The sequence below is a fragment of the Mediterraneibacter sp. HA8405 genome (assembly GCF_056148955.1).
In genome coordinates this window covers 2,559,900-2,578,342 of record NZ_CM148758.1, presented here as the reverse complement: position 1 = coordinate 2,578,342, position 18,443 = coordinate 2,559,900, and the positions used below count along the sequence as shown (strand labels likewise).

The following is an 18,443-nucleotide window of genomic DNA, read 5'->3' as shown; positions in this document are numbered from 1 at the left end:
GCGAAATAAAAGGAGGAAACAAAGATGCGCAGTATTGAAGAAATCAAAGAAGCCATCAGCACAGGAAAGGCATGTCTTGGAATCGAGTTCGGCTCAACAAGAATCAAAGCGGTGCTGATTGATGTGGACAAGGCTCCCATTGCTTCCGGAACCTATGACTGGGAAAACAGATATGAAAACCATATCTGGACATACAGCGAGGAGGATATCTGGAACGGTCTGCAGGGATGCTACCAGGATCTGACGAAAGATGTGGAAGAAAAATACGGCGAGAAGATTACAAAGCTTGCAGGTATCGGATTCAGTGCAATGATGCACGGATATCTGGCATTTGATGAGAAGGGAGATATGCTTGTGCCCTTCCGTACATGGAGAAACACAATTACAGGAGAGGCGTCTGAAAAACTTTCAGAGCTGTTCCAGTATCACATTCCGCAGCGCTGGAGCATCGCGCATCTTTATCAGGCAATCCTGAACGGCGAAGATCATGTGAAAGATGTCCGCTTCATTACGACACTGGCAGGATACATTCACTGGAAACTGACGGGCGAGAAAGTACTTGGAAACGGCGACGCTTCCGGTATATTCCCGATGGATGTGAAAGCAAAAGACTATGACAGCGCTATGATCGAGAAGTTTGACAATCTTGTGGCTGACAAGGGATATCCGTGGAAACTGAAAGACATTCTGCCGAAATCTCTTCTCGCGGGAGAAAATGCAGGATACCTGACGGAAGAAGGAGCAAAACTTCTTGATATATCAGGAGCACTGGAGGCAGGCGTTCCGCTGTGCCCGCCGGAAGGTGACGCGGGAACCGGTATGACGGCTACAAACAGTGTTGCTGTAAGAACCGGAAACGTATCTGCGGGAACCAGTGTATTTGCAATGGCAGTTCTTGAAAAAGATCTGACAAAACCGTACGAGGAAATCGACCTTGTTACAACTCCGTCAGGCGATCTGGTAGCAATGGTTCACTGCAATAACTGTACATCAGACCTGAACGCGTGGGTTGGTCTTTTCAAAGAATATACAGAGTGCCTGGGAATCGAGCCGGACATGAACAAGATCTTTTCAACCCTGTACAACAAGGCGCTTGAAGGAGACGCTGACTGCGGCGGCCTTCTGGCATACAACTACTTCTCAGGAGAGCATATTACAGGCTTTGAGGAAGGACGTCCGCTCTTCGTGCGCTCACCTGAGAGCAAATTTAACCTGGCAAACTTTATGAGAGTACATCTGTATACATCTCTCGGCGCTCTTAAGACAGGTATGGATATCCTTCTTAAGAAAGAACATATAAAACTGGACAAGATGCTGGGACATGGCGGTCTGTTCAAGACAAAAGGTGTCGGACAGAGAATCCTTGCAGGCGCTATTGACACTCCGGTTTACGTTATGGAAACAGCCGGCGAGGGCGGCGCATGGGGAATCGCTTTGCTGGCGGATTACATGGTAAATAAGGCAGACGGCGAGAGCCTGACAGACTACCTTGACAATAAGGTATTCCACGATGCAGTCGGCTCCGGTATGGATCCGGTACCGGAAGATGTGGAAGGATATGAGAAGTTCATGGAAAACTACAGAAAAGGTCTTGCAATTGAAAGAGCTGCTGTAGATGTACAGATTTAGTTTCAGAAATTTCAGGAACAGAATGCGGAGCAGAATATCATACGCTCTGTATGCTGACTGATTCAAAACAGTTGAAGGCAATGCCTGCCGGAATGATCGAACGATCCGGCGGGCATTGTTTTTGGGAAAATACTTGTACAGTAAAAGGTTTAGTGCTATGATAGTTTTGTTCAGCAGAACAGAAAAGTGAAAATCTGAAAGGAAACAAAAACGTGACCTACAAAGAAGCAAGGGTATATTTGGACGAAATGTCGAAATACGGAAGTGTACTTGGCTTGGAGGCAATTCGAGGTCTGTTGCGTGAACTTGGGAATCCCCAGGATGATCTGAAGTTCATACATATTGCAGGGACGAATGGCAAGGGATCTGTGCTTGCATACACTTCAACAATATTAAGTGAGGCAGGCTACAGGATCGGGCGATATGTTTCACCAACAGTAGTTTCCTATCTGGAGCGGATTCAGGTTGACGGAGAATGGATCTCCGAGACGGAATTCGCTGAAGTGACAGAGAACGTAAGAGATGCTGTTGCCCGACTTGAGGCGGCCGGAGAACCGGTCCCCACTGTCTTTGAGACAGAGACGGCAATGGCATTTTTATATTTCAGGAAGAAAAAATGTGATCTGGCTGTAATCGAGGCGGGCCTCGGCGGCGCTCTGGACGCCACCAATATTATACAGAACACGGTCTGCGCAGTATTTGCAAGCATCAGCAGGGATCATCTTGGCGTGATTGGAAACAGCCTGGAAGAGATTGCAGAGAACAAGGCCGGAATTATAAAGCCAGGATGCGCAGTCGTTTCCGCATTTCAGAGGGAGAATGTGGAAGCAATACTGAAAGAACAGGCGCAGAGTCTGGGATGCCCCTATATCCGGGCTGAGCAGGAAGAAACAGAGATTATCCGGGAAGATTACCGGGGAATTACTTTTTCCTATAAAGAATTCAGAAATATACATACATCCATGGCAGGACGGAATCAGACCGGAAACGCGGCGACCGCTCTGGAGACAATCCGGACACTGCGGCGGCTGGGGTATGAAATCCCGGAAGGAGCCGTAAAGACGGGCATGGATCGGACCGTCTGGCCCGGGAGATTCAGCTGTATTGGCGAGGATCCCCTTTTTATTGTGGACGGCGCACACAATGAGGATGCGGCGCTGCGGCTTCGGGAATCTGTGGAAATGTATTTCCCGGGGCGCAGACTCCTTTGTATTATGGGCGTTTTTAAAGATAAAGAATATGATAAAATAGCGCGGATTATGGGGCCGCTGGCGTCTGTGATTTACCCGGTGGCGCTGCCGGATCATCAGCGGGGACTGCCGCCGGAGAAACTGGCGGAGACACTGAAAATGTATTGCCCCTGTGTGAAGGCGCCGGACAAAACATGCACGGGAAAAGCAGGAAAATTTTTGCTTCGGACTGCACGGCCGGTCAAAGAGAAAATCAGGATTCAGACGGCACCGGCAGCACAGGAAGATATGGTGGCGCAGGCCGTGCAGGCGGCGCTGAGAGAAGCAGAAAAAGAAGATGTAATTCTTGCGTTCGGTTCTCTGTCCTATCTGCATCAGATCAAAGAGGCGTATGACAGGGCAGTATGTAAAAAGAGGGATGAGAGATGATAGATCAGAAAAAAATCGAAGAGGCGGTAAAGCTTTTCCTTGAGGGAATCGGGGAAGATGTTTCCAGAGAAGGATTAAAAGATACGCCGGGCAGAATAGCCAGAATGTGTGAGGAACTCTACGGAGGAATGGAAGAGGATGCGTCTGTGCATCTTTCAAAAACATTTTCTGTGGACAGCAGCGAGATGGTGATTGAGAAAGATATTACGTTTTATTCTACCTGTGAGCATCATATTCTGCCGTTTTACGGGAAAGCGCATATTGCTTATATTCCCGACGGGAAGGTAGTGGGCCTGAGCAAACTGGCCAGAACAGTGGAGGTATTCGCCAGAAGACTTCAGCTTCAGGAACAGCTTACCGGGCAGATTGCGGACGCGCTGATGGAATCTATGCAGCCAAAAGGCGCCCTTGTTATGATCGAGGCGGAGCATATGTGTATGACTATGCGTGGAATAAAGAAACCGGGCAGCAGAACTATAACGCTGGCAAGGCGAGGCGTCTTTGAATCGGATCCGGCGCTGGAGGAGCGGTTTTTCCGGATGTTGTCGGCAGAACGCTGAGGTAACCGAATCAGGTAAGTCCCCTGCTCCCACATTGTAAAGAGTAATAAGCGGGGGAGGAATGTACTGACAGTCTGCAGAGCGGACCTCAGGAGAGAAGGAGACAGAGAACAGTGAAAAGAGTAAACGCCATACTGGTCCATCCTTTATTTCAGAAATGTTACCAACGGCTCGAAATACTGGAGCAGGACAGAAAATTCTGCCGTCATCAGATGTCTCATCTGATGGACGTGGCCAGAATCGCATACATTACCTGTCTGGAGCAGAATCTGGGAATAGAAAAGGACGTAATTTACGGTGCGGCCATCCTTCACGATATAGGAAAGTATGCCCAGTATGAAGAGGGAATACCCCATGAGATTTCCGGTGAAAAAATCGCTTCGGAGATTCTGAATAGTCTTCCCGGAGACTGCGTATATTCTGAAGAGGAAAAAAGGATGATCCTGACAGGAATCCGCGGGCACCGGAGACTGAGAGATCATGCGGAGCCTTTGGAGCGGCTGCTCTATACAAGCGATAAAGCCTCACGGATGTGTTTTGCGTGTCCGGAACAGAGTAAGTGTGACTGGAGTGCTGAGAAAAAGAATATGGAGATCTCGGTTTAAAACGACAGGTGCGGTAATAAATAAATACAGAACATGGAGATTAGAGTATGATCATAGGCGGAAAAGAATTTGACACAGAAAATCAGACATACATAATGGGAATCTTAAACGTGACGCCGGATTCCTTTTCGGACGGCGGAAAGTACAACCGGATTGATGCTGCGCTTGCCCATGCCAGACAGATGGCAGAAGAAGGGGCGGACATGATTGATGTGGGCGGGGAATCGACACGTCCGGGACATGTGCAGATTTCCGACGAGGAGGAGATCGAAAGGGTAGTTCCGGTTATAGAGGCTCTGAAAAGTGAGCTGGATATCCCGGTATCCGTGGATACTTACAAAAGCCGGGTTGCCCGGGCCGCACTCGCTGCCGGAGCAGATCTGGTAAACGATATCTGGGGGCTGAAATATGACCCGGAGATGGCTGCGGTTATCGCGGAAAGCGGTGCGGCGTGCTGTCTGATGCATAACCGGAATAATACGGATTATGTCCGGTTCATCCCTGAATTTCTGGAGGATATGCGGGAATGTATAAGCCTGGCGGATAAGGCAGGCATTTCACGGGATAAGATTATACTGGATCCGGGCGTAGGGTTCGGAAAGACATATGAGATGAATCTTGAGATTATCAGCCGCCTGGAAGTTATGCACGAACTGGGTTTTCCGGTTCTCCTGGGAACTTCGAGGAAATCTGTAATTGGTCTCACACTGAATCTCCCGGCAGAAGAAAGGGAAGAGGGAACGCTGGTTACAACAGTTTACGGCGTCCAGAAAAGATGCGCATTTGTGAGAGTGCATGATGTCAGAAAGAACAAAAGAGCAGTACAGATGACGCGGGCGCTGATGCAGTACGATTTTTAAACCGGAAAATGACGCAAAGCCAGTGAAAGAGTTTATGGGACGGCGGGCTGTCCATTTAGCGGGAAAAGTATAATAATAGAAAGCAGAGCGGGAGTTTGATGTGATGACTACAGACAGAAATGAAAAAAACAGAGACAGAATCCGTATTGTAGATCTTGAAGTATTTGCAAATCATGGAGTATTTCCCGAGGAAAATGCTCTCGGACAAAAGTTTGTCATATCTGCGGATCTGTATACAGATACAAGGAAAGCGGGGAAAACAGATGATCTGACAGATTCTGTTCATTACGGGGAGGCCAGCGCTTTTATCAGCCTGTATCTGAAGAAGCATACGTTTAAACTGCTGGAGAGCGCGGCAGAGAATCTTGCAGAAGAACTGCTGATAAAATATCCGCTCCTTCAGGAAATAAGGCTGGAAATCAAAAAACCATGGGCTCCGATCCGGCAGTCATTAAAGACAGTAAGCGTAGAGATCAGACGAGGCAGGCATACGGCTTATATTGCCCTGGGCTCTAACCTGGGCAACCGGGAAGCGTACATAAAGGACGCGGTAAAAGCATTAAACGATATCAGAGGATGTCAGGTAAAGCAGATTTCGGATCTGATTGAAACCGAGCCTTACGGAGTGACAGATCAGGATAATTTTCTGAACGGCTGTCTGGAACTTGAGACGCTTCTGCCACCGGAGGAACTGTTAGAAGAGCTGAACCGGATTGAGAGTGAGGCGGGCCGCGAGCGAAAGGTTCACTGGGGACCGCGGACACTGGATCTGGATATTATTTTTTATGATGATCTGATTGTACAGGAGACGGAGCTTTGCATTCCGCATGTGGACATGCAAAGAAGAAGCTTTGTACTGGAACCCCTGGCACAGATCGCGCCTTATAAAAGACATCCGGTATATGGGAAAACAGTAAAAGAAATGCTGGAAGAGATGGGGGTATAAGAAAAGACAGTGTTTTGATTCTGTATTGTTGAAAAAAGGAATGAGTATCAGTGAAAAATGAAAAGTGGAAATATAAAGTCGGCGGCAGAGCCCGGGGAATTATTCCGTCTCTGTTTCTGGCGGTTCTTTTCGGTGGTGTCAGTATTTATCTTTATCTTGACAAACAGGGGATTTTTCTTTTTTCCCTGCTCTTAACAGCCATTGCTCTTGTACTTGTATTTGTCTGTATTTTTCAGGCGAAATTCGTCAAAGTCCTTATTGGAGAAAGGGGCATTTTTTATCAGACGAAACCGGGAAACGGAAGATTCGCAGCATATCGGGAAATCAGCGAGGCCTGGGAAAGCTCCGGAGAAAGTCTGAACGGGATGGAACAGCATTTCGTTAATTATCGGACGGCGGATGGCCGGGTGGTGAGATTTCCTTTTTACCCCTATGAATCGGAAGGAGTTCACTATCTGATAAAATGTGTCCGGGAGGGCGGCGCCGGTATACTTCCGCCGGATACAGACGAGGGCTGTAAAGCGTATATAATTGACGGAAAAATATATGGAAAAACAAGTATTGTAGTCTGCATTGCGCTATTGGCTCTGATGCTCGCCATAACGGTTCCTTTGATATCCGGTGTGAGGGGCAGAGGTCTTGGCGGGATTATGCTTTTGGGCGGAATCGGAACCGCGCTTATTATACTGGCGGCAGTTATTATTCGTTACCTGTGTTTTAAAGTGTGGATTGGCAAATCAGGGTTTTATTTCCGTTCCGGTCCGTTTAACGGAAGATTTTATCAGTATCGGGATATAGCAGGATGCAAAATTGAAAAGAAAGTATACAAGCACTATTCTCGTTCTTACAGCGGGCCGGGCAGGCAGCTGTACTATTACTATTTTATTTTTACTGACAAAAGCGGCAGAATACGGAAATTCCAGTTCCAGCAGCCGATTTATGGCCATGAGGTTGAGACATTGAAAAAAAGGATTGACCAGGCGGCCGGAATATCCCGGAAGAGGCGGAAAACACGGAAAAGCAGCGTATAAGAATATATTTTATTGATAATGGAGATTAAAAATATGGATGAACAGATATTACAGTTTTTTGACAGGTATCCGGATGCAATCCCATTATATGAAAAATTCGAAAAATGTGTCGAGGATCTTGTTCCGGAGGTAAGAATCAAGGTTCAGAAGACGCAGATTTCTTTTTACAACAGACATATGTTTGCCTGTGTTTCTTTTGCGAGAGTAAGGAGGAAAAAAGACTGTCCGGACTGCTACATTGTTGTGACTTTCGGGCTGGAACACAAAGCAGAGTCCCCGTGCATCGATATTGCGACCGAACCTTATCCGAACCGGTGGACCCATCATGTACTGATCTCTGAACTTGAAGAGATTGATGATGAACTTATGGGGTGGATCAGGGAGGCGGCGGAATTCTCTGACAGAAAGTAACAGAAATAAGAAGTTCAAATTCGGATTTTTGTCGGAGAGCTGTGAGTGGAGAGGCGTCCGAAAACACCTGGATACCGGGAGATTGGATAATCGGATCTGGAAATGAGGGATGTGTGCTTTTGTTTCCGTTCCGCAGATAAAGAAAAACTAAAAAACCTGACGACAGGCTAAGAGCAAAATTTACAGCAGAAAACTCGCATTCGCTCAGACAATTCTGCTGTAAATTTTAACGCCTGCCGCCAGGTTTTCTGTTTTTCTAATATCTGCTCCAAAGTCACCAAAAGCACACATCCCTCATTTCCAAAAGTCGCATCCAATCGGCGGTAACCCGCTGTTTTCTGCGCACATCCAGTCAGCAGTATCCCCAACAATTCCGAATTTCAGAAAACAGGAAAAAACCGGAGCTGTTCCGACTGCAGCTGGCTGGATCTAAAGCATCACTACTGCCTGGATCACCTGCCGTCTCCGCCGTTAAAGCTCCCCGCTGTTTTTGTCTTATGAGGATCTGCGAAGGGAATTTCCGGACTGAGGAACAGAAAAACGGAAGTCCGGAGAGTTTTTGGATGCGCCTTTCAGAAGAGGGGGACAGGGAATTCTGATGACTCTGGAATGAGTTTAGAAAAATAGGAGCCTGAGAATCAGCGTCAGGATTTACAGCGGGCTCTGTCCGAGCGCATGCGAGTTAGCCCGCTGTAAATCCTGTTTTTAGCTGATTCCCAGGTTCCGTTATTTTTCTTAACTCATGGAACGGAATCAGAATTCCCTGTCCCCCTCTTCTGAATCCGTCTTATAAAAACTTCTTCGTCCTCTGTTTTCCTTTTTCAATACCGGAAGTTCACTTCGACAAATCCGGATCTGTCTACAGCAGTTCTGTCAGCGACCGGATTGTATAACCCATTTCCTCCCACTTCTGAATCAGTTCATCCAGTATAAGGGCATTGGTATCTGATGTGCTGTGGAGAAGTACGATAGCTCCGGGGTGTATCCGTCCCAGGAGTTTTTCGAAAGCTTCTTCTCTGGAAGGCTGATTATCATCGTACCAGTCTACATATGCCAGGCTCCAGAAGAATGTCTTATATTCCAGTTCCTGCGCCATTTTGAGATTTGCTTCACTGTATTTACCCTGGGGCGGCCGATAGAATTTTGTCATTTCTTCCCCGGTCACTTCCAGATATGCATTTTCCACATCTTCCAGTTCTTTTTTAAAGGCATCCATCGCAGCAATCTGGGACATGTCCGGGTGGTGCCAGGTATGATTTCCTACAATATGCCCTTCTTCAGCCATCCGTTTTACAAGTTCCGGATCGGATTCTATGTAGGTGCCGACAACGAAAAATGTGGCAGATACATTATGCTTTTTCAGAGTATCTAAAATAGACGCAGTGTTTCCGTTTTCGTAGCCGACATCAAATGTGAGATAGATATGCTTCTCTTCTGTCTGTTCTGCATAGAAGGCATCATATTTTGCCAGCTCTTCAAATGTTGCATTGCCTACAGGTGTTTTCCCTTCTTCCTGAAAGCTAAGTCCCCAGTTCCCTTCCGCAGAGGCAGGAACAGCCGCGGCAGAGGCAGGATCCGCCTTATTATCCTGTGACAGCTTTTCGGCAGCAATTCCGGCAGAAGTTCCAAGCAGATAGGCGGCTGCCAGGATCAGGAGAATCATTCCTGCTTTTCCGGAGGAAACGGATTCTTTTAAAAGTTTTATGACTTTACGGAATAACAGTTGTTTCATAAAACACGCTCTCTTTTTGATTTTTTATCAGTATATGAACCGATCAGAGTTTATCATGCAGAAAAACGGAGAAAAGAACCGGGTGTGGAGTAGGCATTTTGACGGAATGAAAGGCATATAAAGGACACGTTCTGGCTGTACTGCCGGAAAGTAAGCCGGATTATGGACATTTATAAAAAAGGATGATACAGTGAGAAAGGACAGCGCTGAGAAAAGATTTTGCGCTGTCCTGATTTTCAGAAGAAATTGGAGTGTACATATGGAGAGATCAGTTTTATTTTTCGATATTGACGGAACCGTATTAAGTGAAATAACCAGACAGGTGCCGGAAAGCGCTGTCAGGGCATTTAAAGCAGCACAGGAGGAAGGACATCTGCTTTTTATTAATACAGGAAGAACTGCGTGCTGTGTTCCTCCAACAATTCGTAAATACAGATTTGACGGATATCTGTGCGGATGCGGAACCAATATTTCCTACAAAGAAGAAGAACTGTTTTACAGTTCCATTGACAGGAAAAGAGGAAAAGCGATTATTGATAAGCTGCTGGAATGCAGGATGACAGGCATTGCGGAAGCAAGAGATGACGTGTATTTTCCGGAAAGAGTGACACAGTATGACGGGCTGGAGGGCTTTCGCCGTTCCTTGCGGGAACGTGGAATTGGAGTGGAACAGCCTCTGGAGCGGGGAAATTTTACTTATGACAAAATGTTTATTTACGAAAATGAGAAGAGCGATCTGAAATCTTTTCTGGCATTTATAGAAGGGGATATGAATGCCATTGACCGGGGAGACGGAGCTTATGAAGTTATCCAGAAGAGATATTCCAAGGGAACTGCCTGTGAACAGGTTTTGAAACTGCTGGGGATTCCGAAGGAGAGAGCATATGTTTTTGGCGACAGCAGCAATGATCTGGATATGTTCCGGTTTGCGGACCACGCAGTCGCGATGGGAAAACACGCAGATGTGCTGGAGCCGTATACAGAGTTTGTGACAAAAACCGTAGAAGAAGACGGGCTTGCGTATGCAATGAAACACTATGGACTGATACATTAGATCTGAATTTGAATATCAGTAAATTATGACATCTCAACAGAGTGTGGCAATCGGAGAACTATGATGTAGGTGTAAATATATTATAGCAGACGGAACACTTACCTTGCTGATATAGATAAACGAGCACAGGAGCGTATAGAAAGGCGGCAGAGAAAAATCTTTGCCGCCTGAAAATTTTTAGAAAAGTCTTGCTTGTGACGTTACGTAATGATTTATAATAGGTGTCAGGAGGTAAATAATTATGGCAAAATACAGAGCAATTCCGCAAGGGTTTATGACAGTTGGAGAAGTAGCAAAGAAAATGGGGGTTACCGTCCGTACTCTGCAATACTACGATAAAAAAGGGCTGCTTTCCCCATCGGCAGAAAGCGAAGGCGGACGCAGGCTGTATACCGATAAAGATTTGATTAGACTTCATCAGATTATATCTTTGAAATCACTGGGTTTTTCTTTGGACGATATAAAAGAGCGGCTGATCTCTTTGGAAACACCGGCTGATGTTGCGAATGCTCTTACAGAGCAGGCAGATGATATACGCCAAAAAATAGAACAGCTTCAGGCTTCGTTGTCAGCAATAGAACAGTTAAAGGCAGAAGTTTTACAAATGCAGACGGTCAACTTTAAGAAGTATGCAGATATTATTGTCAATCTGCAAATGAAGAATGACTCTTATTATCTTATTAAGCGTTTCGATGATGATACGCTCGACCATATACGCAGTCAATTTGATAAGGAAAGCGGCTTAGATTTTATGGACAGATTTAACCGCTTAAGTGATGAAATCGTACAGCTTCAAAAAGAAAATGTACCGCCCGAAAGCGAAAAATGCCAACAGGTTGTAAAAGAATATTGGGGCTTGATTATGGAGTTTACAAATGGCGATATGAGTATGCTTCCGAAATTGATGGAAGTCGGTAACATCGATACTGCCACAAACGCCTGGGAAGAAAGGCAGAAAATTGTTAACGATTATTTAGAACCAGCTTTGCAGGTCTATTTTTCAGGACTTGGAATAAATCCCTTTGAGGAGGTGAAACCGTGAAAGACGCAATACAAGTTCGTGAATTAAAGAAAAACTACGGCAGCCATATGGTTCTTAAGGGTCTCGATTTTCAAATTGAAAAAGGAGAAATTTTCGCTCTGCTCGGCGTAAACGGAGCAGGAAAAACAACAACGCTTGAATGTATCGAAGGTTTGAGACAATATGACAGTGGTGCGATTACTGTAAACGGGAAGATGGGTATTCAGCTACAATCCTCTTCTTTACCAGCCCATATCAAGCCAATGGAGGCTGTAAAGCTGTTTGCAAAATGGAATAAAACAAAAATTGATGATGCCATGCTTGACGGTCTTGCTATCAAAGAAATTGAGAAGAAGCAGTATATACAATTATCCGCAGGGCAGAAAAGGCGGTTGCATCTTGCTCTTGCGCTTATCGGCAATCCCGATATTATTTTTCTCGATGAGCCGACTGCGGGACTTGATGTCGAGGGAAGACTATCGCTCCACGAACAAATCCGAAAGCTCAAATCATACGGAAAAACAATCGTCTTGGCAAGCCACGATATGGCAGAGGTAGAAACCTTATGTGACCGCATTGCTATTCTGAATAACGGAAATATTGCCTTTTGCGGTACAGCTTCGGAACTGACCGATAGGATTGGGAGAAAATATTTTATCCATATCAAGACGCAGCAAGGAGAAAACACTTTTGAAACGGACAATATCGAAGACACTTTGATTTCTTTACTGGGCGAATTAAAACAGAAAAAAGTCCATGTAGCAGATATTAAAGTTGACCGTGGCACGCTGGAACAGCATTTTATCGAAATGGCAAGGAGGGAAGCTTAAATGAACGGTTTTTTATATGGCGTGGAATTACAGTGGAAACTGGATATACGCAGTAAATCTTTGTTGGTAACCTGCTATGTCGTTCCGCTTGTTTTCTTTCTGTTTATGGGTGGTATTTTTACTTCTGTTATGCCTGAAATGAGAAGTACATTGATACAATCTATGATTGTGATGAGCGTTTCAATGGGAGCGTTTATCGGGCTGCCGCCATCGTTGATTGAAACTTATGGAAGTGATGTAAAAAAGGTTTATAAAGCAAATGGAGTACCTTTATATTTAGGGCTTGTTACAATGTCCCTTTCTGCATTTGTGCATTTGATGATCAGCTGTATTATTATATTACTCCTCGCTCCGATATTGTTTGAGGCGGCTTTGCCGGTACAGCTTCCGCTTTTCTTTCCTGCGCTTGCCATATACATTATTGTGTCGCTGAGTATTGGGAGTATATTAGGTTTGGCTGTAAAAAGTCAGGCAAAGCTGACAATGATCGCGCAGCTTGTGTTTTTACCCTCGATTATGCTTTCAGGGATTATGTTCCCTATCGATTTGCTGCCCGATTTTCTTGAAGCCATAGGGCGCATCTTTCCCGCTTCATGGGGATACCGATTGATGTTAGAGAATGGCTTTTGCCTTGAAAATCTATGGTATTTAATTTTGATATTCTGTGCAGCAGTAATTATATGTGCATTACTTTTGAACAAGCAAAAATTCGGATTTGTATAATTTGAGAAGGGACGCCGGAAGAGACTGGTGTGGTGCCGGAGGACACACTTTCGTTCGGACCGCAGACGCAGCGGTACGTAAGAGCGCAAAAAACGCGCTCTAAGTGCCGGCGCTGCTTTACGGTCCTCCATCGCCACACCAGTCTCTTCCGGCTGACTTCTCCCTTACACAATTCCGAATTCCGACAGACAAAACGAAGACAGAATTTCCCCGGCTATATTCATATCCTGAATCCAGGCAGCAGTATCCCTCACAATTCCAAATTGCAAGAAGAAAGCAGGAGCTGTTCCGACTGCAGCTGGTTGGATCTAAAGCATCACTACTGCCTGGATCACCTGCATAAAAACTTCTTTGTCCTCTGTTTTCCCTTTTCGATACCGGAAGTTCACTTCAACAAATCCAAATTGAATTCTGCCCTTCAAAGAATGTGACATCAGAAGCGCAGATATAACTGTCTCCGATGTCGTGAAGGAGAATCAGGTTCAGGTTTCCGTTCAGATTTTTTTTATCCAGGCGGATCGCTTCAGTCAGTTTGGAGACTGAAAGACCGCAGGAGGAAGGCAGTCCGTAAATATCAAGCGCTTTTTTGATTTTTTCTGCACAGCCCTTTGCGGTCAGGCCTTTGTCTTCCGCCATTTTTGTGATCTGATACATACCGATGCCGACCGCCTCGCCGTGGCTTTCTCTTTCATAGTGGTAATACTGCTCAATGGTATGGGCCAGCGTATGGCCGAAATTCAGAAGCATCCTCTCGCCGGTATCAAACTGATCTGCCTCCACTACAATCCGCTTGATGTCCACGCAGCGGGCAATGACAGAAGGCAGTTCATCCTTCAGGCCGGCAAACGAACTGTGACTGCAGAGTGTTTCAAAAAGAGAGGCGTCTTTGATGCATCCGTACTTAATTACTTCGCCCATGCCGTCATTGATGAAGCGAGGCGGAAGAGTGTCCAGAACCGATGGATCGATCAGAACCATTTTCGGCTGGAAAAAGGCGCCCACCAGATTTTTTCCCTGGGGCAGATCAACAGCGACTTTCCCACCTACGGAAGAGTCTACCTGAGCCAGGAGAGAAGTGGGAATCTGTACCAGAGAGATACCGCGCAGATAGCTTGCCGCTGCGAATCCTGCCAGATCTCCGATTACGCCTCCGCCGAGAGCGATAACCAGATCACTCCGGGAAAGTTTTGCTTCGAGAAGCGCTGAGTAGATCCGGGGCAGCGACTGAAAGTTTTTGGTAGGCTCCCCGTGAGGCAGGACAAGTGTATGGCATTCATATTCTTTCAGAGAAGAGAGAAGAGTCTCTCCGTAAATAGGAAATACATTGTCATCTGATACGATCATAATCCGTCTGCCCCGGAAAACCTGAGGAAGATAGTTTCCACATTTTGACAGAATTCCATTTTCAATATAAATGGGATAAGAGTTTTTGTCTAAATTAACTGATAATTTCATAAATCATTTCTCCTTTTAGAGGAAAGGGGAAGGCTCTTTTGAGAAGTCGCTTCCTCTTTTACAGAATTTTCCCTACAACCTGAGCAATTTCCTTTACCTGTTTCAGCAGAGTGTCGTACTTTTCCGGTTTTAGTGACTGCGCTCCGTCGCACAGCGCGCATTCCGGATTATTGTGTACTTCGATCATCAGTCCGTCAGCACCGGCTGCTACGGCCGCCTTTGCCATTGGTTCGGCCAACCACCATTTTCCGCCGGCATGGCTGGGATCTACGATGACCGGGAGATGAGTTTTCCTGTGAAGGACAGGAATGCTCTGCAGATCAAGGGTGTTCCTTGTAAATGATTCGAAGGTGCGGATGCCGCGTTCGCAGAGGATGACGTTCTCATTTCCGGATGCCATGATGTACTCGGCGGACATGATCCATTCTTCGTAAGTTGCATTCAGTCCTCGTTTTAAGAGAATGGGACGGTCCACCTGTCCCAGCTGTTTCAGCAGATCAAAGTTCTGCATATTGCGGGCTCCGATCTGGATCAGGTCTACTTTTTCGTTGAAAATATCCAGATACTGAGGGGACATAAGTTCTGTGACAATGGGAAGTCCGGTTTCTTTTTTTACCGCACGGAGAATCTCGAGGCCTTCCAATCCAAGCCCCTGGAAAGAATAGGGACTTGTTCTGGGCTTAAACGCGCCGCCCCGCAGCAGGTTTGCTCCGGATGTTTTTACAGATTTCGCGATTTCAAGAACCTGTTCAAAAGATTCTACAGAACAGGGGCCGGCGATCAGCCCCATATGGCCGTCTCCGATCTTTACGCCGGAAACATCCACGACAGAATTTTCCGGGTGAAATGCCCGGTTTGCCAGTTTGTAAGGCTCCTGTACGTGCATAACCTTATCTACCGAACTGTCGACTTCGAACAGACGGGGGTCAATGAGAGTCGTATCACCGATGCATCCGATGATTGTCATCTCTGTGCCCCTTACGATATGAGTATCCAGACCTCTGCTCTTGACAAGATTTTCTACGCGAGTTATATTTTCTTCTGTTGTATGTGGCTTTAATACAATAATCATTTCTCTTCCTCCGGGTGTCCAGACTTTATGTGTGAATGATACAAATTGATGCACTTCAACTTCACACTGTAAAATTTTATCTGTTTAAAGTGCGAAAACAATATGTATCATAAATCATTGGCAGAGGAATGTCAATATTTTAGGAAGGAATAAACAGATTTATGAAGATTATCAGACAGATTGGAATTATATTTGCTATCTGCTGGTTCAGCGAGGTAATTGAGAGCGTTCTTCCTTTTTCGTTTCCGGCAAGTGTAACGGGAATGATCCTCCTTTTTATCTGCCTGGCAGCAGGAATTCTGAAAATTGAGCATGTGCAGGAAAAAGCCGGTTTTCTTTTGGAAAACATGGCGTTTTTCTTCATTCCGGCAGGCGTCAGCATTATTAACTATTTTGGAATACTGAAGCATTCGGCCGTGCAGATTGTGATTATCTGCATCATTTCTACAATTATTACTTTTACAGTTACAGCATACAGTGTGATGCTGACTGTCAGGTGGATGAACAGGAGGAAACAGCATGAGTGAACTGACATCATCTCCTTATTTCGGAGTCGCATTGAGTGTAATTGCCTTTGCAATCGGGGTAAAACTTCAGCAGAAATTGAAAACGCCGGTGTGTAATCCGCTGATTATTGCCATCCTCCTTGTGGTTGGAGTTCTTCTTATATTTAAAATTCCCTATGAATCTTACTATGAAGGCGGCAAGGTGATCGATATGTTTCTGGCGCCGGCTACGGCCTGTCTTGCAGTGGCGATATACAGTAAATTAAAAATACTGAAGGAATACTGGTTCCCTATTCTGGTTGGCTGTACGGCCGGCTCTGCCGCGTCTATGGCGAGTGTTTACGGGCTGTGCCGCCTGTTCGGACTTGATGAGAGCCTGACCATATCACTGATTCCGAAGTCCGTAACTACACCCATTGCAGTAAGTGTGGCAGAACCGAACGGGGGCGTTGTGCCGGTAACTGTTGTGGCGGTGATCTTTACCGGGATTCTGGGCGGCATATTTGCTCCGCTTCTGATCCGACTGCTTCGGATAAAAGATCCTGTGGCGGCGGGTCTGGCCATTGGCGCGTCAAGTCATGCCGTAGGTACATCGAAGGCGGTGGAGCTGGGAGAAACGGAAGGAGCCATGAGCGGTCTCGCCATTGGAATCTGCGGAATTATTACCGTGATCTTTTCGATGTTTATATACTGATTTTTTATTCTGACGGGTTTCCGCTGCGGGAATATAGGTATATACTTGTAAATGAATACGCAGAATAGAAAAAATGCCGGACCGGGGGGAGGAAATAATGTGAAAAAGGACACAGGATATACATTAAAACGGGCGCACAGACTGCCGGTTATTCTTATAGCAGAAGGACTTCTGACAGGTGCCGCAGCCGGCCTTATTGTGCTGTTGTACCGGGTTGCTCTTACATATGCCGGCCAATGGCTGAATGATATTGTACAATTCATTGAAGGCAGCGTGTTAAAGACAGCCGGCTGGTTTCTGGTGCTTTTCCTGCTTGCCCTTCTTACGGGAAAACTGGTAAAGTGGGAACCTATGATTTCGGGAAGCGGCATTCCCCAGGTGGAAGGAGAGATCCTGGGGAAACTGAGTCAGAACTGGAAAAAGGTGCTTCCGGCCAAATTTGCAGGAGGGTTTTTGTGTCTGCTGGGCGGTCTGTCTCTGGGAAGGGAAGGCCCTTCTATTCAGCTGGGGGCCATGACTGGGCAGGGAATTTCCCGTCTGATGAACCGGGGGAAAACTGAGGAAAACTATATTATGACATGCGGAGCCAGCGCTGGCCTGGCAGCGGCCTTTCATGCGCCTCTGGCGGGAATGATGTTTGCCCTGGAGGAAATTCACAAAGGATTTTCCGTGACGCTTCTTGTATCGGTTATGACCGCATCTGTGACTGCCGACTATATTTCGTCTTATATTATCGGGCTGGATCCGGTGTTCCAGTTCCGCCTGGAACATGTGCTGCCTCAGAATTATTACTGGCTGCTGATTGTGCTGGGAATTGTGCTTGGCGTTTTCGGAGCTTTGTATAACAAAGGAATGTTAAAGGCGCAGGAACTGTATAAGAAGTGGAAATGGCTGAATGAAACAAAGCGTCTGGTAATCGCATTTATGGCAGCAGGCGTAATGGCGGTTCTGATGCCTTCGGTTCTGGGCAGCGGCGGAGATCTTATCGTATCGCTGACAAATGGCGAAATGGTATTGTCTGTGGTCATCGTTACCTTTGCGGTGAAATTCCTGTTTTCTGCGGTAAGCTTCGGCTCCGGCGCGCCGGGAGGCATTTTCTTTCCCCTTCTTATTCTGGGAGCTCTTCTTGGCGGGGCGTTTTCTATGGCATGTGTGGAATTTCTTGGGCTGGATCCGGTGTACATAAACAATTTTGTCCTTCTTGCCATGGCAGGATATTTTACAGCGATTGTGAGAGCGCCGATTACCGGAATTATCCTCTTATTTGAAATGTCCGGATCTGTCAGCCAGATGCTTTCTCTGGCTATTGTATCTGTGGCTGCCTACATTACTGCCACACTGCTGAGATCCGAGCCGATTTACGACAGTCTTCTTGCAGGAATTCTGGAAGGAAAAGAGAAAAGCAACGGGCAGGCCGCTCCGGGACGGCAGAAAGTTCTGAACGAATTTGTTATTATGAGCGGGTCTGTTCTGGAAGGGCGTACAGTGATGGAGATACACTGGCCCGGGAACTGCCTGCTGGTCGCTCTGGAACGGGGCGGAAAAGAGTTGATTCCAAAAGGCAAAACCCGGCTTGAGGCCGGCGACCGGCTGACGGTAATGACAGATGAAAGGGATGCCGGATATGTACATGACAAATTAGAAAACTTATGTTATACTTCAATTTAGAATTGACAGAAACCAAAGGAGTCAAAC

Annotated in this window: 18 protein-coding genes; 15 read left to right on the top strand and 3 right to left on the bottom strand. The window is 46.2% G+C overall.

All coding sequences use genetic code 11. The features are described 5' to 3' along the window. Nucleotides 1-24 precede the first annotated feature (24 nt). From AC0QUU_RS12145 to AC0QUU_RS12110, 8 genes are all read left to right on the top strand, one after another. The gene (locus AC0QUU_RS12145) at nt 25-1,629 is read left to right on the top strand and encodes a xylulokinase (protein ID WP_474543115.1); all 1,605 of its coding nucleotides are present in this window, start codon (nt 25-27) and stop codon (nt 1,627-1,629) included. A gap of 212 nt (nt 1,630-1,841) precedes the next feature. After that, nucleotides 1,842-3,248: a bifunctional folylpolyglutamate synthase/dihydrofolate synthase gene (locus tag AC0QUU_RS12140; protein ID WP_474543113.1), complete on the top strand. Its 1,407-nt coding sequence runs from the start codon at nt 1,842-1,844 to the stop codon at nt 3,246-3,248. Next, nucleotides 3,245-3,808: a GTP cyclohydrolase I FolE gene (gene folE, locus AC0QUU_RS12135; protein WP_474543111.1), complete on the top strand. Its 564-nt coding sequence runs from the start codon at nt 3,245-3,247 to the stop codon at nt 3,806-3,808. The genes AC0QUU_RS12140 and folE overlap by 4 nt, the downstream gene beginning before the upstream one ends. 113 nt (nt 3,809-3,921) lie before the next feature. Next, entirely contained in the window at nt 3,922-4,413 is a 492-nt protein-coding gene (locus AC0QUU_RS12130; RefSeq protein WP_474543109.1) for an HD domain-containing protein, read from the top strand. A 47-nt stretch (nt 4,414-4,460) separates the two neighbouring features. Next, nucleotides 4,461-5,273 carry a dihydropteroate synthase gene (folP, locus tag AC0QUU_RS12125; RefSeq protein WP_474543107.1) on the top strand — a complete coding sequence of 271 codons (813 nt, stop codon included), beginning with the start codon at nt 4,461-4,463 and terminating at the stop codon, nt 5,271-5,273. A gap of 103 nt (nt 5,274-5,376) precedes the next feature. Further along, nucleotides 5,377-6,219, top strand: a complete 843-nt coding sequence (gene folK, locus AC0QUU_RS12120; protein WP_474543105.1) for a 2-amino-4-hydroxy-6-hydroxymethyldihydropteridine diphosphokinase — start codon at nt 5,377-5,379, stop codon at nt 6,217-6,219. A 50-nt stretch (nt 6,220-6,269) separates the two neighbouring features. Next, nucleotides 6,270-7,250 (top strand): hypothetical protein, encoded by a 981-nt coding sequence (locus AC0QUU_RS12115; RefSeq protein ID WP_474543103.1) that lies wholly within the window; start codon nt 6,270-6,272, stop codon nt 7,248-7,250. 33 nt (nt 7,251-7,283) lie between these two features. Then, a complete protein-coding gene (locus AC0QUU_RS12110) occupies nt 7,284-7,661 on the top strand; it encodes a DUF5655 domain-containing protein (RefSeq protein WP_474543101.1) in 378 nt (125 codons plus the stop codon). A gap of 859 nt (nt 7,662-8,520) precedes the next feature. Here the strand turns inward: AC0QUU_RS12110 and AC0QUU_RS12105 are convergent. Continuing rightward, nucleotides 8,521-9,324 carry a delta-lactam-biosynthetic de-N-acetylase gene (locus AC0QUU_RS12105; RefSeq protein ID WP_474545577.1) on the bottom strand — a complete coding sequence of 268 codons (804 nt, stop codon included), beginning with the start codon at nt 9,322-9,324 and terminating at the stop codon, nt 8,521-8,523. Nucleotides 9,325-9,652: 328 nt separating this feature from the next. Here AC0QUU_RS12105 and AC0QUU_RS12100 point away from each other — a divergent pair, with 328 nt between their 5' ends. The 4 genes from AC0QUU_RS12100 (at nt 9,653) to AC0QUU_RS12085 (ending at nt 13,021) form a co-directional block, all read left to right on the top strand. Further along, on the top strand, nt 9,653-10,447 hold the full coding sequence (locus AC0QUU_RS12100) for an HAD-IIB family hydrolase (protein ID WP_474543099.1): 795 nt from the start codon (nt 9,653-9,655) through the stop codon (nt 10,445-10,447). 241 nt (nt 10,448-10,688) lie between these two features. After that, nucleotides 10,689-11,489: a MerR family transcriptional regulator gene (locus AC0QUU_RS12095; protein ID WP_474543098.1), complete on the top strand. Its 801-nt coding sequence runs from the start codon at nt 10,689-10,691 to the stop codon at nt 11,487-11,489. Further along, nucleotides 11,486-12,298: an ABC transporter ATP-binding protein gene (locus AC0QUU_RS12090; RefSeq protein ID WP_474543097.1), complete on the top strand. Its 813-nt coding sequence runs from the start codon at nt 11,486-11,488 to the stop codon at nt 12,296-12,298. The genes AC0QUU_RS12095 and AC0QUU_RS12090 overlap by 4 nt, the downstream gene beginning before the upstream one ends. Continuing rightward, the gene (locus AC0QUU_RS12085; protein ID WP_474543096.1) at nt 12,299-13,021 is read left to right on the top strand and encodes an ABC transporter permease; all 723 of its coding nucleotides are present in this window, start codon (nt 12,299-12,301) and stop codon (nt 13,019-13,021) included. A gap of 390 nt (nt 13,022-13,411) precedes the next feature. Here AC0QUU_RS12085 and aroB read toward each other — a convergent pair whose 3' ends face one another. Beyond that, nucleotides 13,412-14,476, bottom strand: a complete 1,065-nt coding sequence (aroB, locus tag AC0QUU_RS12080) for a 3-dehydroquinate synthase (RefSeq protein ID WP_474543095.1) — start codon at nt 14,474-14,476, stop codon at nt 13,412-13,414. A gap of 58 nt (nt 14,477-14,534) precedes the next feature. Beyond that, complete coding sequence (gene aroF, locus AC0QUU_RS12075; protein ID WP_474543094.1) at nt 14,535-15,548, bottom strand: 3-deoxy-7-phosphoheptulonate synthase; 1,014 nt, start codon at nt 15,546-15,548, stop codon at nt 14,535-14,537. A 161-nt stretch (nt 15,549-15,709) separates the two neighbouring features. Here aroF and AC0QUU_RS12070 point away from each other — a divergent pair, with 161 nt between their 5' ends. The 3 genes from AC0QUU_RS12070 (at nt 15,710) to AC0QUU_RS12060 (ending at nt 18,416) form a co-directional block, all read left to right on the top strand. Next, complete coding sequence (locus tag AC0QUU_RS12070; protein WP_474543093.1) at nt 15,710-16,075, top strand: CidA/LrgA family protein; 366 nt, start codon at nt 15,710-15,712, stop codon at nt 16,073-16,075. After that, on the top strand, nt 16,068-16,748 hold the full coding sequence (locus AC0QUU_RS12065) for an LrgB family protein (protein ID WP_474543092.1): 681 nt from the start codon (nt 16,068-16,070) through the stop codon (nt 16,746-16,748). The genes AC0QUU_RS12070 and AC0QUU_RS12065 overlap by 8 nt, the downstream gene beginning before the upstream one ends. Nucleotides 16,749-16,847: 99 nt before the next feature. Beyond that, nucleotides 16,848-18,416 (top strand): ClC family H(+)/Cl(-) exchange transporter, encoded by a 1,569-nt coding sequence (locus AC0QUU_RS12060; RefSeq protein WP_474543090.1) that lies wholly within the window; start codon nt 16,848-16,850, stop codon nt 18,414-18,416. Nucleotides 18,417-18,443: the final 27 nt, after the last annotated feature.

What these genes read in the sequence shown, in the direction of transcription:
- AC0QUU_RS12110 (WP_474543101.1), top strand. Translation starts at nt 7,284, where the DNA reads ATGGATGAACAGATATTACAGTTTTTTGACAGGTATCCGGATGCAATC.
- AC0QUU_RS12065 (WP_474543092.1), top strand. Translation starts at nt 16,068, where the DNA reads ATGAGTGAACTGACATCATCTCCTTATTTCGGAGTCGCATTGAGTGTA.
- AC0QUU_RS12085 (WP_474543096.1), top strand. Translation starts at nt 12,299, where the DNA reads ATGAACGGTTTTTTATATGGCGTGGAATTACAGTGGAAACTGGATATA.
- AC0QUU_RS12100 (WP_474543099.1), top strand. Translation starts at nt 9,653, where the DNA reads ATGGAGAGATCAGTTTTATTTTTCGATATTGACGGAACCGTATTAAGT.
- aroF (WP_474543094.1), bottom strand. Translation starts at nt 15,548, where the DNA reads ATGATTATTGTATTAAAGCCACATACAACAGAAGAAAATATAACTCGC.
- AC0QUU_RS12095 (WP_474543098.1), top strand. Translation starts at nt 10,689, where the DNA reads ATGGCAAAATACAGAGCAATTCCGCAAGGGTTTATGACAGTTGGAGAA.
- AC0QUU_RS12145 (WP_474543115.1), top strand. Translation starts at nt 25, where the DNA reads ATGCGCAGTATTGAAGAAATCAAAGAAGCCATCAGCACAGGAAAGGCA.
- aroB (WP_474543095.1), bottom strand. Translation starts at nt 14,476, where the DNA reads ATGAAATTATCAGTTAATTTAGACAAAAACTCTTATCCCATTTATATT.
- AC0QUU_RS12070 (WP_474543093.1), top strand. Translation starts at nt 15,710, where the DNA reads ATGAAGATTATCAGACAGATTGGAATTATATTTGCTATCTGCTGGTTC.
- folE (WP_474543111.1), top strand. Translation starts at nt 3,245, where the DNA reads ATGATAGATCAGAAAAAAATCGAAGAGGCGGTAAAGCTTTTCCTTGAG.
- folK (WP_474543105.1), top strand. Translation starts at nt 5,377, where the DNA reads ATGACTACAGACAGAAATGAAAAAAACAGAGACAGAATCCGTATTGTA.
- folP (WP_474543107.1), top strand. Translation starts at nt 4,461, where the DNA reads ATGATCATAGGCGGAAAAGAATTTGACACAGAAAATCAGACATACATA.
- AC0QUU_RS12105 (WP_474545577.1), bottom strand. Translation starts at nt 9,324, where the DNA reads ATGATTCTCCTGATCCTGGCAGCCGCCTATCTGCTTGGAACTTCTGCC.